This is a genomic window from Nocardia vermiculata NBRC 100427, assembly GCF_001613265.1.
Lineage (GTDB): Bacteria > Actinomycetota > Actinomycetes > Mycobacteriales > Mycobacteriaceae > Nocardia > Nocardia vermiculata.
Genome location: NZ_BDCA01000005.1, coordinates 218,893 through 234,473, shown reverse-complemented (window position 1 = coordinate 234,473; position 15,581 = coordinate 218,893). Strand labels below are relative to the sequence as shown.

Annotated in this window: 16 protein-coding genes; 8 read left to right on the top strand and 8 right to left on the bottom strand. The window is 68.7% G+C overall.

Features of this window, described 5'->3' with window-relative positions; translation table 11 throughout:
• Positions 1-7: 7 nt before the first annotated feature.
• From NV2_RS09130 to NV2_RS09120, 3 genes are read right to left on the bottom strand one after another with little or no spacing between them, the layout of a single operon-like run.
• Positions 8-544 (bottom strand): (2Fe-2S)-binding protein, encoded by a 537-nt coding sequence (locus tag NV2_RS09130; protein WP_067871103.1) that lies wholly within the window; start codon positions 542-544, stop codon positions 8-10.
• Complete coding sequence (locus tag NV2_RS09125) at positions 537-1,412, bottom strand: FAD binding domain-containing protein (protein WP_067871102.1); 876 nt, start codon at positions 1,410-1,412, stop codon at positions 537-539. The genes NV2_RS09130 and NV2_RS09125 overlap by 8 nt, the downstream gene beginning before the upstream one ends.
• Positions 1,409-3,757: a xanthine dehydrogenase family protein molybdopterin-binding subunit gene (locus NV2_RS09120; protein ID WP_067871101.1), complete on the bottom strand. Its 2,349-nt coding sequence runs from the start codon at positions 3,755-3,757 to the stop codon at positions 1,409-1,411. The genes NV2_RS09125 and NV2_RS09120 overlap by 4 nt, the downstream gene beginning before the upstream one ends.
• A 70-nt stretch (positions 3,758-3,827) precedes the next feature.
• Between NV2_RS09120 and NV2_RS09115 the strand changes: the two genes are divergently transcribed.
• The gene (locus NV2_RS09115; protein ID WP_157102814.1) at positions 3,828-4,919 is read left to right on the top strand and encodes an XdhC family protein; all 1,092 of its coding nucleotides are present in this window, start codon (positions 3,828-3,830) and stop codon (positions 4,917-4,919) included.
• A gap of 18 nt (positions 4,920-4,937) precedes the next feature.
• Positions 4,938-5,369, top strand: coding sequence for a type II toxin-antitoxin system Rv0910 family toxin (locus tag NV2_RS09110; protein ID WP_067871100.1), 432 nt, complete (start codon positions 4,938-4,940; stop codon positions 5,367-5,369).
• 22 nt (positions 5,370-5,391) lie between these two features.
• On the opposite strand, the gene NV2_RS09105 is transcribed toward NV2_RS09110, so the two are convergent.
• A complete protein-coding gene (locus NV2_RS09105) occupies positions 5,392-5,874 on the bottom strand; it encodes a nitroreductase/quinone reductase family protein (protein ID WP_084474207.1) in 483 nt (160 codons plus the stop codon).
• A 143-nt stretch (positions 5,875-6,017) separates the two neighbouring features.
• Between NV2_RS09105 and NV2_RS09100 the strand changes: the two genes are divergently transcribed.
• The 4 genes from NV2_RS09100 to NV2_RS09085 are packed head-to-tail and all read left to right on the top strand — an operon-like array spanning position 6,018 to position 9,076.
• Positions 6,018-6,419: a TOBE domain-containing protein gene (locus NV2_RS09100; RefSeq protein ID WP_067871099.1), complete on the top strand. Its 402-nt coding sequence runs from the start codon at positions 6,018-6,020 to the stop codon at positions 6,417-6,419.
• 14 nt (positions 6,420-6,433) lie between these two features.
• Entirely contained in the window at positions 6,434-7,210 is a 777-nt protein-coding gene (modA, locus tag NV2_RS09095) for a molybdate ABC transporter substrate-binding protein (protein ID WP_067871212.1), read from the top strand.
• Positions 7,207-8,016 carry a molybdate ABC transporter permease subunit gene (modB, locus tag NV2_RS09090; protein ID WP_067871098.1) on the top strand — a complete coding sequence of 270 codons (810 nt, stop codon included), beginning with the start codon at positions 7,207-7,209 and terminating at the stop codon, positions 8,014-8,016. The genes modA and modB overlap by 4 nt, the downstream gene beginning before the upstream one ends.
• A 10-nt stretch (positions 8,017-8,026) precedes the next feature.
• Positions 8,027-9,076 carry an ABC transporter ATP-binding protein gene (locus tag NV2_RS09085; protein ID WP_067871097.1) on the top strand — a complete coding sequence of 350 codons (1,050 nt, stop codon included), beginning with the start codon at positions 8,027-8,029 and terminating at the stop codon, positions 9,074-9,076.
• Positions 9,077-9,087: 11 nt separating this feature from the next.
• Here NV2_RS09085 and NV2_RS09080 read toward each other — a convergent pair whose 3' ends face one another.
• Together NV2_RS09080 and NV2_RS09075 are read right to left on the bottom strand one after the other, a co-directional pair.
• The gene (locus tag NV2_RS09080) at positions 9,088-9,930 is read right to left on the bottom strand and encodes an SDR family NAD(P)-dependent oxidoreductase (RefSeq protein ID WP_067871096.1); all 843 of its coding nucleotides are present in this window, start codon (positions 9,928-9,930) and stop codon (positions 9,088-9,090) included.
• A gap of 78 nt (positions 9,931-10,008) precedes the next feature.
• Positions 10,009-11,109 carry an Rv3169 family protein gene (locus NV2_RS09075; protein ID WP_157102812.1) on the bottom strand — a complete coding sequence of 367 codons (1,101 nt, stop codon included), beginning with the start codon at positions 11,107-11,109 and terminating at the stop codon, positions 10,009-10,011.
• 271 nt (positions 11,110-11,380) lie between these two features.
• Here NV2_RS09075 and NV2_RS09070 point away from each other — a divergent pair, with 271 nt between their 5' ends.
• Both NV2_RS09070 and NV2_RS09065 read left to right on the top strand, forming a co-directional pair.
• Positions 11,381-12,043 carry a DedA family protein gene (locus NV2_RS09070; RefSeq protein ID WP_210749387.1) on the top strand — a complete coding sequence of 221 codons (663 nt, stop codon included), beginning with the start codon at positions 11,381-11,383 and terminating at the stop codon, positions 12,041-12,043.
• A gap of 48 nt (positions 12,044-12,091) precedes the next feature.
• Positions 12,092-14,182 carry an MMPL family transporter gene (locus tag NV2_RS09065; protein WP_067871095.1) on the top strand — a complete coding sequence of 697 codons (2,091 nt, stop codon included), beginning with the start codon at positions 12,092-12,094 and terminating at the stop codon, positions 14,180-14,182.
• Between the two features lie 41 nt (positions 14,183-14,223).
• On the opposite strand, the gene NV2_RS09060 is transcribed toward NV2_RS09065, so the two are convergent.
• Together NV2_RS09060 and NV2_RS09055 are read right to left on the bottom strand one after the other, a co-directional pair.
• Entirely contained in the window at positions 14,224-14,787 is a 564-nt protein-coding gene (locus NV2_RS09060) for a hypothetical protein (RefSeq protein ID WP_157102811.1), read from the bottom strand.
• Between the two features lie 53 nt (positions 14,788-14,840).
• Complete coding sequence (locus NV2_RS09055) at positions 14,841-15,482, bottom strand: hypothetical protein (protein ID WP_067871093.1); 642 nt, start codon at positions 15,480-15,482, stop codon at positions 14,841-14,843.
• Positions 15,483-15,581 lie beyond the last annotated feature (99 nt).

The following is a 15,581-nucleotide window of genomic DNA, read 5'->3' as shown; positions in this document are numbered from 1 at the left end:
CTCGCTGTCAGGCCCGTGCGGCCGGCGAGGACGTCTGCGCCTCGTCGCCGCCGGTGCTCGCTTCGGCATCGCTGCGCCGGCCGTCGGCAGCGGCACGCACCGCGCGCACGATGCCCTGATATCCGGTGCAGCGGCACAGATTTCCCGAGATGGCGTCGCGAATCTCGGTGTCGGACGGGTCGGGATTGTCGCGCAGGAATGCAGTGGCGGAGACGATGAAACCGGGAGTGCAGAATCCGCACTGCAGACCGTGTTCGGCCCGGAACGCCTCCTGCACCACCGACAGCTGCCCGTCGGCACCGGCGATTCCCTCGACGGTGGTCACCTCGGCGCCGTCGGCCTGCACCGCGAACATCAGGCAGGCGCGCACCGCCTCCCCGTCCAGCAGCACCGTGCACGCACCGCACACCCCGTGCTCGCAACCCAGGTGGGTGCCGGTCAGGCCGCAGTGCTCACGCAGGTAGTCGGCCAGGGTCAGTCGGGCCGGGACGGTATCGTTGCGGCGGAACCCGTTGACCCGCAACCGGATATCGACGTCAGTCATTACTCGCCTCCTCCATCGCGCGGTGCCATGCCCGCGCGACCATCGTCGCTCCGACCCGTCGCCGGTAGTCGGCCGAACCGTGCACATCCGCCGGAATGCCGGTCAGCTGTGCCGTTGCCGAGGCGCCGACCTCTCCGGCCGTGACCGACGTGGCGGGGCACCCCAGCAGCCCTGCCTCGGCGTCGCGAGCACGGACCGGGGTGGGGCCCAGCCCGAACAGTCCGATCGCGCAACGTTCGATCCGGGAGTCCCCGTCGAGCCGAATCGCGACCGCGGCGCCCGCCATCGCGAAATCACCGGCGCGACGCGCGAATTCCTCGATCGCGAAGCCGCAGCGTCCCTCCCACGTCTCGAAGGTGATCGCCGTGAGCATCTCGTCGGGTTCCAGCGCGGTGGTCCACATCCCGGTGAAGAAGTCGGCCGCGGCGATCGTGCGCCGCCCGCGTGGCGACAACGCCTCGATCTCGGCGTCGAGAGTCAGTGCCACCACCGGATATTCGCCCGCGGCATCGGCGTGTGCGATCGCGCCGCCGATCGTGCCGCGGTTGCGGATCTGGAAGTGCCCGATCAGCGGTGTGGCGCGGTGCAGCAGCGGCACCGCGCGCCGCACCTCCGCGGAGGCACCGACCGCCGCATGCGTGGTTCCCGCGCCGATGCGCACGGCTCCCGCGTGGGTGTCGATGCCGCGCAGTGCGTCCAACCGCCGCAGGTCGACCAGATGGTCGAAGACAGCAAGTCGCAGGGCCAGCATCGGCACCAGGCTCTGTCCGCCGGCGATGATCTTGGCCTCGTCGCCGAGTTCGGCCAGCAACGTCACCGTTTCCTCGGGAGAGCCGGGCGCGTAATAGTCGAACCTCGCCGGTTTCACACCGCCTCCTTCCCGGCGCCACGCGCCTGTTCCACCAGGCCCACGATGCGCGCGGGCGAGAGCGGCAGCTCGCTGATCTCGACCCCGAACGGCGTCAGCGCGTCGGCGACGGCATTGATCACCGCCGGTGCGGAGCCGATCGCACCGCCCTCGCCGACGCCCTTGAAGCTGCCGGGTCCCGGACTCGGCGTCTGCACATGTCCGACCTCGATCACCGGCACCTCCGTGGCCGTGGGCAGCAGATAGTCCAGGAAAGTGGTGGCGACCGGATTACCGTCCTCGTCGTAGGCGAGATGTTCGTAGAGTGCGCCGCCGATGCCCTGTGCGGTGCCGCCGTAGATCTGTCCCTCCACCACGTTGGGGTTGATCATCGGACCGACGTCTTCGCTGACGATGTAGCGCAGAATCCGCACCGCCCCGGTCTCCACATCCACCTCACAGGTGCACACATGAGTGGCGTTCGCCCAGATCGCCATCTGCCCGGTCTTGTGCCGGCCGTTGGCTTCCAGTCCGGGCTGCACGCCGTCGGGCAGGCTGTCGGCCTGGAAGTAGGCGATATCGGCGAGCTCGGCGAGGGTGAGCCCGTTGTCGGTGCCGCGCACACTCGCACGGCTGTCGGCGAATTCGATGTCCTCAGGGGCGGCATTCAATCTGCTCGCGGCGATCGCTGCCATCCGCTCGCGCAGGACGGCGGCGGTCTGTTCGACGGCACCCGCGGTCATCGAACCGGAGCGGCTGCCGCCGGTACCGCCGCCGAACGGGGTGATCGCGGTATCGCCCTGGATGGTCCGCACATCCGACAGGCGTGCCCCCAGCGCCGCCGCGGTGAGCTGCACGACCGTTGTCTCCAGGCTGTTGCCCGCCGAACCACCGGCCACGTACACATTGACCTTGCCGCTGGGTTCGATGCGGATGGTGGCACCCTCGGTGCTGAGGAAAGGGCTCGCACCGGTCGTCGGCTCCACATAGGTGCAGGTGCCGACGCCGAGGTAGCGGCCCCGGTCGCGTTCGACCCGCTGCTCGGCGCGGAAGGCGTCGTAGTCCAGCATCTCGACGGCCTGCTCGAGGGTTTCCAGCGGTGAGATGTTGTCGTAGGTCATGCCGTTGGGGTTCGCCCACGGTAATTCGTCGCGCCGCAACATATTCCGGCGCCGCAGCTCCACCGGGTCGATGCCGATCCGGCGCGCGGCGGTGTCGAGCAGAACCTCGCGAGTCACCGATTCGAACTGCCACGGGCCACGATAGGCGACGCGGCCGACGGTATTGGAGTACACGAATTTCGCGGAGAATGCGGCGTCGGTGATGCGGTAGGGCCCCGGGAACAGAATGCCGACGACGACGCCACCGGTGATCGGCGACGGTATCGGATAGGCGCCGACGTTCTGGACATGATCGACGGAGGCGGCGACGATCCTCCCGTCGGCGTCGAAGGCCATTGCCGCATCGGCCTTTTCGTGCCGCGCCAGCCCGGAAGCCATCAGATTCTCCTGCCGGTCCTCGATCCATTTGACCGGAACTCCGAGTGCGCGCGAGGCCAGCAGCACACAGGTTTCCTCGCGCAGTGGCAGCTGTTTGAGTCCGAAGCCGCCACCGGTGTCGCGGGCGATCACCCGGACCTGATGTTCGTCGATGCCGAGCAGCCGGGCACAGAAGGCGCGCACCTCGTGCGGCGACTGCGTGGAGATCCAGATGGTCATCTCCGCGGTCGAAGCCGACCACTCCGCGACGACACCCCGGGTTTCCATCGGCACCGGCAGGTAGGCCTGCTGAAAGATGCTCTGGCGCACCACATGTGCCGCGGACTCGAACAGCGGTTCCAGATCGGCGGCGGGCCGGCCGCCCATTTCCCCGGCAGAATTGGCCGCGAATCCGGCATGCACCAGATTCGGCGACTCCGGTGCGGTGGTGTAGTCGACCACCGCGTCGAGAGGTTCGTAGTCGATGACGATCAGTTCGGCCGCGTCTTCGGCGATATACCGGTCGGCGGCGATCACCAGGGCGACCGGGTCACCGACGAACCGCACTTCCTCCTCGGCGAGCGGTGGCCGTGGCACCGGGGGCATGCCCGCCATATCGAGGTCGTAGGAGATCTCGTGCGCACCGGGGTTGAGACCCGCGGCGGTGTAGACCGCCAGCACGCCGTCGAGTTCGAGTGCCTCGGAGATATCGATGTCACCGATCCGGGCGCGGGGCAGTGGGCTGCGCACGAAACAGGCGTGCATCAGGCCGGAGCGGGTCACATCGTCGACGAAGGTGCCGGCGCCGGTGACCAGGCGGGCATCCTCGATCCGGGGAACCCGGGCGCCCACGACGGACGCGCTGCTGGTGGTGGTCGTCGAGGTCATCAGCGACTCGCTCCTCTCGGTTGTAAGTAATATATGCCGAAAGTGAGTATGTAGCTACAGTATAGGGAGAATGGAATTCTCTCAGGAGGTGACCGTGCGCGAACTCGGCGGGCAACTGCGGCACTGGCATGCCGCTGGAACCGGCTACGCACTCGCCACCGTGATCGGCGTGCGCGGCAGCGCACCGCGACCGGTCGGCACCACCATGGCGGTCGACGAGTCCGGGCAGGTACACGGCAGCGTGTCCGGCGGCTGCGTGGAGGGCGCGGTGTACGAGGAATGTCTGGCGGTGATCGCCTCCGGGCAACCCACGCTGCACACCTTCGGCTACAGCGCCGACGACGCCTTCGCGGTCGGACTGACCTGCGGCGGAGAACTCGACGTCTTCATCTGCCGGATCACCGAAACCCAGTACGCGGCTGTCGAATCGGCGCTGGTTCCGGACGGCCCGGTGGCACTGGTGTACGACCTCGAATCCGGGGAATTGGCGGCGATCCGGTCCCGGACCGGTGTCGGCGCGGACTTCGACCCGGCCGTACTGACCGAGGCCCGCGCCATGCTCGACACCGCCACTACCGGGGTACGCACCATCGGCTGCACGGACCGGGAACGCACCGTCTTCGCGGCTTCCTTCGCCCCCGCACCCCGCATGATCATCTTCGGTGCCACCGATTTCACGACCGCGCTGTGCCAGGTCGGCCGCCTGCTCGGCTACCGCGTCACGGTGTGTGAACCACGCCCGATCTTCGCCGAGCGCGCCCGGCTACCCGACGCCGACGAGGTGGTACGCGATCGCCCGGACCGATATCTGCGCAGCACGCAGGTGGATTCGCGCACGGTGATCTGCGTGCTGACCCACGATCCCAAATTCGACATTCCGGTGTTGTCGGAGGCGCTGCGGCTCCCGGTGGCCTATGTGGGCGCGATGGGTTCGCGCCGATCCGACCGCGAACGCCGCCGCGAACTGCGAGCCGGCGGAATCTCCGAGGCCGAACTGTTCGGCCTGCACTCCCCCATCGGCCTCGAACTGGGCGGGCGCACTCCCGGGGAGACCGCGGTATCGATCGCGGCCGAGATCGTGGCCGGCCGCCGCGGCGGTTCGGGACGGCCGCTGTGTGAAACCGACCGCCCGATCCATACCGGTACCGAACTCGCATGCTGAACGAATTAGCATCCAGGCGTGGCGAAGTTGAACGTATCGGTCGACGTACCGTTGTCTCCCGACCTGGCATGGTCACATGCCTCGAACCTGGCCGAGCTGGATCGGTGGCTGGTCATGCACGAGGCGTGGCGTGGCCGAGTGCCCGAGGAGCTGACCCCCGGCACCGAGCTGGTCGGGATCGCCTCGGTGAAGGGATTGCGCAACCGCGTGCGCTGGACCGTCCGCACCGCGGAACCGCCCCGCAGACTGGTGCTGCGCGGCGCGGGCAAGGGCGGCGCCAAACTGGGGTTGGACCTCCGCGTGGCAGCCAAGGGCCCGGGCTCCGCGGTCACCGTTGACATCGACCTGGGCGGACGCCCGTTGTTCGGGCCGATCGGATCGGCGGTCGCCCTCGCACTGCGCGGCGATATCGAGCGTTCCCTGGACCGTTTCGTCGAGCTCTACTGCTGAACAGGGCCATCGAGCCCGGCTGTCACCGCGGCTCGAGCACGACGATCGGGATGACACGACTGCCGGCCTGCTCGCGATAGAACTCGAAGTCCGGCGTCATCGCCACGAAGGATCGCCACAGCTGCGGATACTCCTCGCCGGTGGCGATTCTGGCGCGCACCGCGCGGACCTCACCGTCGAGCCGGATGGTGACGTCCGGGTGGGCGAGCAGATTGTGGTACCACGCCGGGTGGTTCGGTTGCCCGGCCTTGGACGCCGCGATCGCCACCGCCGCACCGGCCTCGACGTACATCAGCGGCGAGGTGCGAGGAGTGCCGGATTTCGCGCCGGTGTGGTCGAGCAGCAGGATGCGCGCGGACTTGCGACCCGGCATATACCCACCGAGCCGGCCCTTGGACCAGCGGTACAGCGCCGCGTGGACCCGGGTCGACCGCCGCCCCGCGTAGATTCCCCGCCGGTTCGCGAACCGGGAAGCAGCGGAGATCGTTTCGGCGAATCTCGTCATGGGAACCAGTAAACACCGGATGTCCTGGTCGGATCCCGCTTCTCACGCCATTGCTCGCACGCCGGTGCGACTCGCGCCATCGTTCCGCAACAGCGGAGCAAAACACTTTCTGAATGCGTAGTTGCGGCAATATACTCCCACTTATGACAGATATGCGGATCAGTGAAGCGGCGGCGTTGCTGGGGGTCAGCGACGACACTGTGCGGCGCTGGATCGAGCAGGGCCGGCTGCCGGAGGTCCGGCTCGACAGTGGACGCAAGGGGGTGCGCGGCGCGGATCTGGCGACGCTGCTGAGCAAGCAGCGTGCCGAGGCTCAGGGGGCGGGTGTCACTGTCGCGGCGTCGGCGCGTAACCGGATGCGGGGCATCGTGACCCGCGTCGTCACCGACACCGTGATGGCACAGGTGGAGATGCAGGCGGGACCGTTCCGGCTGGTATCGCTGATCAGCCGGGAATCGGTGGACGAACTCGGTCTCGAGGTCGGCAGTGTCGCCGTGGCCTCGGTCAAGTCGACCCATGTGGTGGTCGAAATACCGGAAAGTTGACCAGAATGCACATGATGCGAAGCCTTGCCGGCACGGCCGCCGCCCTGCTGACCGTCGCGGGGTTGGCAGGGTGCGGCGCCGACGACTCCTCCACCGATGCGGGCTCGGGCCAGGTTTCCGGCACCGTCACCGTATTCGCGGCCGCCTCCCTGACCGAAACGTTCACCGACCTGGGACACCGGTTCGAGCAGGCACATCCCGGAGTACGGGTGGTGACCAGCTTCGGCGGTAGTTCCGCACTGGCGCAACAGATCATGGCCGGCGCCCCGGCCGACGTCTTCGCCTCCGCGGCACCGGCCAATATGCAGCAGGTCGTCGACAGCGGCGATATCAGCGCCGAGCCCGCGACATTCGTGAGCAATCGCCTGGAAATCGCGGTGCCGAAGGGTAATCCGGGCACGATCACCGGACTGGCCGACTTCGGGAAGAGCGGCCCGCGCCTGGCTGTATGCGCCGAGCAGGTGCCGTGCGGAGCCGCGGCGCAGAAGGTGTTCTCGGCGAGCGGGACAACCCCGCAACCGGATACCCGCGAAAAGGATGTGAAGGCCGTTCTCACCAAGGTCGAACTCGGCGAGGTGGATGCGGGACTGGTGTACCGCACCGATGTACAGGCGGCGGGCGACAAGGTGGAGGGCATCGACTTCCCCGAGTCGGCGCAGGCGGTCAACACCTATCCGATCGCGCCGCTGGCCCACGCACCCAACGCCGCCGCGGCCGCGTCGTTCGTCGAATTCGTGCACTCCGGCCCGGCGAAGCAGGTGTTCGCCGACGCGGGATTCGACACTCCGTGAGCCGGGCGCGGCGGCGGGCGGCAACGGGGCGGCGGCCCCTGGTGCTCGTGATCCCCGCTGTCTGCGCTCTGGCTTTCCTGGTGATCCCGTTGATCGGGTTGCTGGTGCGGGCGCCGTGGTCGACGCTGAGCGAACGGCTGTTCAGCGCCGAAGTCGGTACCGCGCTGCGGCTTTCGCTGATCTGTGCGACCTGCGCGACCGCAATATGCCTGGTACTGGGTATCCCGCTCGCCTGGCTGCTGGCTCGCGCCCGCATTCCGGGACGCGGCGTGGTCCGGGCACTGGTGACGGTGCCGCTGGTGCTGCCACCGGTGGTCGGGGGTGTCGCGCTGCTGCTGGTCTTCGGGCGGCGCGGGCTGATCGGCCAGTATCTCTACGGCTGGTTCGGTGTCTCCCTGCCGTTCACCACTCCCGGTGTGGTGGTGGCCGAAGCCTTCGTCGCCATGCCGTTCCTGGTCATCTCGGTCGAGGGTGCGTTGCGCGGTGCAGACACCCGGTACGAGGAGGCCGCGGCCACGCTCGGCGCCACACCCTGGTACACCTTCCGTCGCGTGACACTGCCCTCGATCCTGCCGGGCGTGATCGCCGGCGCGGTGCTGTGCTGGGCGCGGGCGCTGGGCGAATTCGGTGCCACGATCACCTTCGCCGGTAACTTTCCCGGCCGCACCACCACCATGCCACTGGCGGTGTATCTGGCCCTCGAGACCGACCCCGATGCCGCGATCGTACTCAGCCTGGTGCTGCTGATCGTGTCGGTCGTGGTGCTGGTGTCGTTGCGGGAGCGCTGGATCCGAGGTGCGGTATGACGGGGGTGCTATGACACTGCGGGCACGGCTGGGGGTGCGGCGCGCACATTTCCGCCTCGACATCGACATCGAGGCGGCACCCGGCGAGGTGGTGGCGCTGCTCGGCCCCAACGGCGCGGGGAAGACCACCGCATTGCGGGCGCTGGCGGGCCTGGTTCCGCTCGACAGCGGGCACCTGGCGGTCGGCGACCAGGTCTGGGACGAGCCGCCGGGTACCTTCGTTGCCGCCGAGGACCGCCGCGTGGGTGTGGTGTTCCAGGATTACCTACTGTTCCAGCATCTTTCGGCGTTGGAGAATGTGGCGTTCGGGTTGCGAGCACGGGGAATGCGCCGCGGCCCGGCCCGCGATCGCGCCACACACTGGCTGGACCGGGTCGGGCTCGTCGACTACGCCCGCGCCACGCCGCGCACCATGTCCGGTGGGCAGGCACAGCGCGTGGCGCTGGCGCGCGCACTCGCCACCGATCCGCAGGTACTGCTACTGGACGAGCCGCTCGCCGCCCTCGATGCCGGAACCCGTCTGCAGGTACGCGCCGATCTCGCCCATCACCTCGACGATTATCACGGCCACACCGTGCTGGTCACCCACGATCCGCTCGATGCGATGGTCCTGGCGGACCGGCTCGTCATCCTCGAGCAGGGCACGGTGGTGCAGCAGGGCGCACCGAGCGAGGTCGCGCGCCGCCCGCGCTCGGAGTATGTCGCGAATCTGGTGGGGCTCAATCTCTTTCGTGGGTGCGGTACGGGAACGACGGTAACGGTCGACAGCGGGGGCGAGCTGACGGTGTCCGAGCCCGCCGCGGGCGAGGTCTTTCTCGCCTTCGCCCCCACCGCCGTCGGCGTCTTCCCCCGGCGACCGGAGGGCAGCCCGCGCAACACTTGGCCGGTCACCGTCGCGGGCCTGGAACAACACTCCGACCGCACCCGGGTCCGCCTCGAAGGGACCCCGCCGGTCCTCGCGGATATCACCCCCGCCGCGGTCGCCGAGCTACGCCTGCAGCCGGGAATGCCACTGTGGGCCGCGGTCAAGGCCACCGAGATCAGCGTCTATCCGGCGTAACCCGGCTCGAGTCAGGCAGCCGTCTGCGCCGCCGCAGCCTTGTCCTTCTTCTGCTTGGCATAGAACATCTTCCCCACCTGCAGATACGACGCCTTGTCGGCCACCGCGGTGCTGAAGCGACGCACCACATCGTAGAAATGACCGTCCCGGCCGATCACCACCCGCTGCTTGCCCTTCATGGTGGTATCGACCATGCGCCGGGCCACCGCCTCGGGTTTGGCGGAGAACATCTCGGCCGCCTTCTCCGGGGCACCGAGCATTCCCGCGCTCTTGCGCACCAGATCCGTCCACACCGCACCGGGCAGCACCGTGGTGACGGTGACGTTGGTATCGGCACGCAGATCCTGTGCCATGCCGTAACCGAACAGTGCGAGCGCGGCCTTGGACGCGCCGTAGGTCGCAGACCCCGGCACGCCGACGATTGCGGACAGGCTGGAGGTGTTCATGATGACCCCCTCGGGCCGCTTCAGCAGATGCGGCAGGAACGCCCGCGACATCCAGACCGCACCGAAGAAGTTCACCCGCATGATGGTGTCGATGCGTTCGTCGCTCACGTCGATCGTGGTCTGGAACTGCTGTGCGATACCGGCGATATTGAACAACCCGTCCACATGGTCGTGGGCCGCGAGCACGCTGCCGGGGAAGGCCGCCACCGCGTCGCGATCGGAGATGTCGAGCACGTGGGTGGTGAACCGCGACCGATCCGAGACCAGTTCGGCCGTACCGGCGAGCGCCTGCGGGTCCAGGTCGGCGCCGGCGACGGTCGCGCCGCGGCGCACCAACTCCAGCGTGACACAGCGCCCGATGCCGTTACCGGCTCCCGTGACGACGAAGACTTTTCCCGAAACCTGCAACGTGGTGTCCTTTCGATTCTTCCGCGGGCTCGAATGCCCCGCCCGCTCGCGCGACGATACCGCCGCGCCGGCGGCGCCCTACGGCGCCATGTCGACCCAGCCGGTGAAGCCCGACGGGTCGTGGCGGCCCATCACCGCATGCTCGTACAGTCCCCAGCCTTCCTGTCCGTTGCAGGTGGCCTTCGCGACATGGTCGATGGTGCTGTAGGGCAGCAGCCCCACCAGCTCGGGCGCGGTCAGATCGTATTCGGTGGCCAGCGACCAGTCGCGGCCCTTCCATACGCCGTGCGCCCATTCCGGATCGCCGACGTAGCCGCAGCCGCGTTGCAGGTTCACGTAGGTCTGCGGCTCGACATCGACCACCAGGGCCTCACCCTTCGGGGTGGTCAGGTGGATGCGCGCACTCGTGGGGGTACGGGTGCCGGCGGCGTAGCTGGTCTCGAAGCGCGGCCAGCCCAACTGCTCGACCCGACCGTCGGCGAAGACCCGGGTGGCGTGGTTGAGCGTGCGGAACCCGTCCGGATTCTCCTGGGCGATGATCACCAGCATGAAATCGTCGAAACGCAGCGGCACATAGGTCCACCAATGCCCTTCGCGCGGCTCCTCGGCGCGGCGGCCGGCCGGATCGGGATCACCGCTGGGCCGGATGCCCCACGAGCGGTCGCGGCTGCCCAGCCACACCTCGGGGTCGACGGTGATGTCCTCGCCGTACACCGACAGGGTGCCCGACCAGGTCCCGACCTGCGCGAAGCGGGACGCCTCCAGAATCGGGCGCGGGCCGTCCATATTGATGTGCAGTTCCTCGAGCACCGCGTCGAAGCTGCCGTCCCAGGTGAGGTCGAACGACAGCTGGTCGTGCTCGCAGATCACCCGGACCTGCTCCAGTGGCTCGATGACCTCGATGCGGTAGCCCCCGACCTGTGATTCGGTACCGCGCTGGTCGTAGGCATCGGAGAAACGGACCGCCAGCTGTTTGTCGCCCTTGCGGACGGTCGCGAACGCGTCCACCACGCCGAGATTCGGATAGACGCCGAAACCGGAGACCAGGAACGTCCCGCCGTCCCGATTGTGGGCGTTGAAATAGTTGCGGTCGTAGAAGTTCCGGTCGGTCGTCGCGGTTCGCGCCATCGACAGCGGCGCCTGATGGACCGGGTACTCGTCGAGCCGGTGGGGCTTCATCACTTCTCCCATTCGTCGGTGCCGTAATCGGCGCGCACGCAAGTGGTCCATTACTGGCACACCCGGATCGGCGGCGGCCAGCACCAGGCCCACCCACCGGACACCACCGAACGCGACCTGGGCCGCAGCGAGCGCTCACCCGGCGGGGGCGGACTCCGCGCCGGGTATCGTTGGCCACAGCGTGTCCGGGTACGTGCGAGTGCCGGATCTCCGGGCCGTCGCTCGATGACGGGCTCGTTCTCCGGCCGAGAACAACGAAAGGTTCGTCGGCGTGCTGAACGAGCTACAGGAGTTCGTGACCGGTGCAGCGGACTCCCCCTGGGTATACCCCGCACTCTTCGCGGTCTGCGTCATCGACGCGTTCTTTCCGCCGGTCCCCAGCGAATCGGTCATCGCGGCCCTGGCGGCCATCGGCAGCTCGACCGGTTCACCCGCGTGGTGGTGGCTGATCCCGACCGCAGCGCTGGGGGCGATCATCGGCGACAACATCGCCTACGGAATCGGCCACACCATCGGGACGGAGCGATTCGGCTGGATGCGCACACCGAAGATCGCGCATGCGTTCGACTGGGCCCGCCGCATGCTCGACGAACGGGCGGCGTTGCTCATCATCACCGCGCGCTACATCCCGGTCGGCCGGATCGCGGTGAACGTGACCGCGGGCGCGACCGCGTATCCGTGGCGGAAATTCTTCCCGCTGTCGATGATCGGCGGTATCAGCTGGGCGATCTATTCGGTCGCGGTCGCCAGCCTGTTCGGGCATTGGCTCGAGAACCGGCCGCTGCTGGCCGCGGTCATCGGAATCGCCTGCGCCGTGGTGCTCGGCTTCGTCGTCGATCGCGTGGTCCGCCGCCTCTTCGGCCGGACCGACACGAACGGCGACGAAGCCGAGGACCGTTCGGACGACACCGCTTCCGAAGGTGAGACGCGTTGATTACGGTCGGACCGACTGTGGCACCGGCGTACTGAAATAGTGGGGCCCATGGATCTGTGGGACCGCTACGCCCGCGCCGTCACCGCGCGGCGAGCATGGATTTTCGCGCTGGCCCTGGTCGTCGTCGTGATGGGTGTGCTCGGGATGGCGGGATCCGGCGGCTCGGAGGCCGGGCCCGATTCGCTGCCCGGCGACTCCGAATCCGCCCAGGTGAAGCAGGCGCTGCGCGAATTCCCCGATGCCGGTGCGGCACCGGCGATCCTGGTGGTGACCCGGTCCGACGACCAGGAGCTCGATGCCGGCGACCGCGCCGCCGCCACCGCGGCACTCGAACGGATGCAAGCCACCGAACCTGCTGCCGCTCAGCAGCAATCGGCTCCTCCGGTCACCGCACAGGACGGCAAGGCGGTGATCGGGCAGGTTCCGGTGGACTCGAGCCTCTCCGGCTTCGATCTGAAGGACCAGATCTCGGAGTTACGCTCCGCGGCCCGCGACGGACTACCTCCGGCGCTCACCGCCCGCGTCACCGGCGGCCCCGCCTTCGGCGCCGATATCGCCGACGCCTTCTCCGGTGCCAGCATCACCCTGCTGGGTGTCACCGCCGCCGTCGTGGCCGTGCTGCTGATCGCCACCTACCGCTCCCCGGTGCTGTGGCTGGTTCCGCTGCTGGTGATCGGCGTGGCCGACCGGGTCGCCAGTGTGGCCGGTTCGAGCCTCGCCGCGCTGACGGGGCTGAGCTTCGACGGCTCCACCTCCGGCATTACCAGTGTCTTGGTGTTCGGCGCAGGCACCAACTACGCACTGCTGATGATCTCGCGCTACCGCGACGAACTGCGCCGCGAACCCGATCACCGGCTGGCCCTGCGCCGCGCGGTACGGCGGGCCGCACCGGCCATCGCCGCCAGTAACGCCACCGTCGTCCTCGCCCTGCTGGTGCTGCTGCTGGCGGCACTGCCGTCCACCCGCAGCCTCGGCGCATTCGGTGCGGTCGGCCTGGTCATCGCCCTGGTCTCGGTACTGCTGGTGCTGCCGCCCGCACTGGCAGTATTCGGTCGCGGACTGTTCTGGCCGTTCGTCCCCCGGGCCGATGCCGAGGCTGCCGCTCCCGAAGGAGTCTGGCATCGCGTCGCGGTGCGGGTCACGGCCCACCGGCTGGTCGCCGCGATCGGGTCGGTCGCACTACTGGCGGTGCTGGCGTGCGGGCTGACGGGCGTGCACAGCGGCCTCACCCAGACCGAGCAGTTCCGGGTCACCTCCGAATCGGAGCTCGGTTACGACACCCTCGCGCAGCATTTCCCGTCCGGCGCCTCGACTCCGGCGACGGTCGTCGCCGACCGCGCCGCCGCCGACCGCGTGCAATCGACCCTGTCCGCCACCCCGGGCGTCGACTCGGTGATCCCCACCGGGACCACGGACGATCTCGCACGCTGGGCGGTGACACTCGATGCGGCGCCCTCCTCATCCCAGGCGTTCGACACCGTGACCGCGATGCGGCAGGAGCTGAGCGGACTCGACGCGCATGCTCTGGTCGGTGGTTCGGATGCGCAGGAACTCGATGTCCGCGACGCCGCCGACCGCGACCAGAAGGTCGTGATCCCGCTCATCCTGGTCGTTGTCACGCTGGTGCTGCTGATGTTGCTGCGCGCACCGGCCGCGGCCCTGATACCGGTCCTGGCCACCGCTCTCAGCGCGGTCGCCGCGATCGGTGCCGGTGGCTGGCTGACCATCCACGTGCTGGGTTTCCCGGCACTGGACACCACGGTGCCGCTGTTCGCGTTCCTGTTCCTGGTCGCCCTCGGCGTGGACTACACGATCTTCCTGCTCGCCCGCACCCGGGAGGAGACACCGCAGCACGGCACGATCGACGGCATCGTGCGTGCGGTGTCGGCGACAGGTGCGGTCATCACCAGTGCGGGCATCGTGCTGGCGGCTGTGTTCGCGGTGCTCGGCGTGCTGCCGTTGATCACCCTCACTCAGCTCGGCGTGATCGTGGGCATCGGCATTCTGCTCGACACCTTCATCGTGCGCACCATCGTCATCCCGGCGATCTTCGCCCTGGCCGGGCCACGGATCTGGTGGCCGACGCGGCTGCAGGAGACGCAGGCACCGGCAGACAAGGCCTCGGCCGCTGTCGGATAGCCGTCACACCGCGCACCGGGGTGGACCCGGCAGCACGCCGGCTAGCGCTCGGCTATCGAGAGCAGGGCAGCCCGGACATACTGTGGACCGTCCGCGGGTAGCCGCCCGGTGCCGTCGTCGTGACAGTTCACCGTGGATTTTCCGGCTACGGCCGGATACGTCCAGATCGCCACCCATTCGGCGCCCTCGACAGCGAGCGGCTGGAAATCGCCCGGGACCGGCGGCTGCAGCGGCAGCGGCTGATTCGTAGGATCGGTCACTTCGCACGCCAATCCGGCGGCGCCGGCACCCCACCACTGCGGCGCATAGATCCCGACCAGGCCGTCCCCCGGCGCGGTGCCCACCAGCGCGTCCGCCGGGATGTCCACCGGCGTGGGTTGTCCGAGTTCGACCGGTTGCCCGGCGGCCGCGCGAGGATCACAGGCCGATCCGGTCGGCCCGGTCCCGCCGTCGGGGACACCACCCGGGCACGGCGGTGCTGCGGAACTGAACACCGGCGGGGTGGTTCCGGGCTCGCTCGTCGAGCTCTGATCGTTCGAACAGCCCTGCAGTGCGACGACAGCCGTCAGCACAGCCACGCCCACTGTCAGCGAAGGCAACCTCATATCGATACTCCCTGCGTCGAGACCGAGCGGGGCCATCACGATGCCGGCCGGAGTTAATTTTCGGCAATCATACCGTGCAGGCCTGCGTGCCGGATGTAGGAATCCCTGCATCCCTTCGCGCAGAAACCGACACGCACCCCGTCGTGCTCGATCGGCATCGACGCCGCCACATCCGGCACCAGCATCCCGCAGGTCGGATCGAGGAGCTTGCCCGCCGGGATCTTTCTGGCGTCACCGTTCACCACCGCGGCGCGGTAGTCCGCGGTGAGGAAGTCCAGCACATCGTCGGCCGTCGCCTGCTTCCCGTCGCAGCCGATCGATCCGTCGGGGACCCCGTTGATCCGCACCCAGAGCGAGCCGGGATCACGTTTCCACCCGTGCGCGGCATCGAGCCGGTTGACCGCGGCGCGCACCGTGCCGATGTAGAACCGCGCACCCTCGTCCTCGATCCAGGCCTGCGGGGTGGTGACGGTGACGATCAGCGGCGGCGGATCGCCCCGCCGGTAGGGGCCGTTGCCCGTGCGCCATCCGGTCAGTTCGTGGAATGCCAGGTGCGTCGCGAGCGCCGCGCGGCGCATCGTCTCCTCCGGGGCGTGCCCCGGCGCCGTCAGCGTATCGGTCACGCTCGAGCCGAACAGCTCACGATCGGCATCGTCGAAAGCACCTGCAGGGTGGGCGATTTCGAACAAGAACATGGTGACAACTCCTCGGTCGGACGGCAATATGGGCCTCGTGCCACCACCCTGCGCCGCCCGCCGGCCACTGTCGATGACCTCGGAGGTCATGGCCCACGG

What these genes read in the sequence shown, in the direction of transcription:
- NV2_RS09130 (WP_067871103.1), bottom strand. Translation starts at nt 544, where the DNA reads ATGACTGACGTCGATATCCGGTTGCGGGTCAACGGGTTCCGCCGCAAC.
- NV2_RS09120 (WP_067871101.1), bottom strand. Translation starts at nt 3,757, where the DNA reads ATGACCTCGACGACCACCACCAGCAGCGCGTCCGTCGTGGGCGCCCGG.
- NV2_RS09115 (WP_157102814.1), top strand. Translation starts at nt 3,828, where the DNA reads ATGGAATTCTCTCAGGAGGTGACCGTGCGCGAACTCGGCGGGCAACTG.
- NV2_RS09105 (WP_084474207.1), bottom strand. Translation starts at nt 5,874, where the DNA reads ATGACGAGATTCGCCGAAACGATCTCCGCTGCTTCCCGGTTCGCGAAC.
- NV2_RS09100 (WP_067871099.1), top strand. Translation starts at nt 6,018, where the DNA reads ATGACAGATATGCGGATCAGTGAAGCGGCGGCGTTGCTGGGGGTCAGC.
- modA (WP_067871212.1), top strand. Translation starts at nt 6,434, where the DNA reads ATGCGAAGCCTTGCCGGCACGGCCGCCGCCCTGCTGACCGTCGCGGGG.
- NV2_RS09085 (WP_067871097.1), top strand. Translation starts at nt 8,027, where the DNA reads ATGACACTGCGGGCACGGCTGGGGGTGCGGCGCGCACATTTCCGCCTC.
- NV2_RS09075 (WP_157102812.1), bottom strand. Translation starts at nt 11,109, where the DNA reads ATGAAGCCCCACCGGCTCGACGAGTACCCGGTCCATCAGGCGCCGCTG.
- NV2_RS09065 (WP_067871095.1), top strand. Translation starts at nt 12,092, where the DNA reads ATGGATCTGTGGGACCGCTACGCCCGCGCCGTCACCGCGCGGCGAGCA.
- NV2_RS09060 (WP_157102811.1), bottom strand. Translation starts at nt 14,787, where the DNA reads ATGAGGTTGCCTTCGCTGACAGTGGGCGTGGCTGTGCTGACGGCTGTC.
- NV2_RS09055 (WP_067871093.1), bottom strand. Translation starts at nt 15,482, where the DNA reads ATGTTCTTGTTCGAAATCGCCCACCCTGCAGGTGCTTTCGACGATGCC.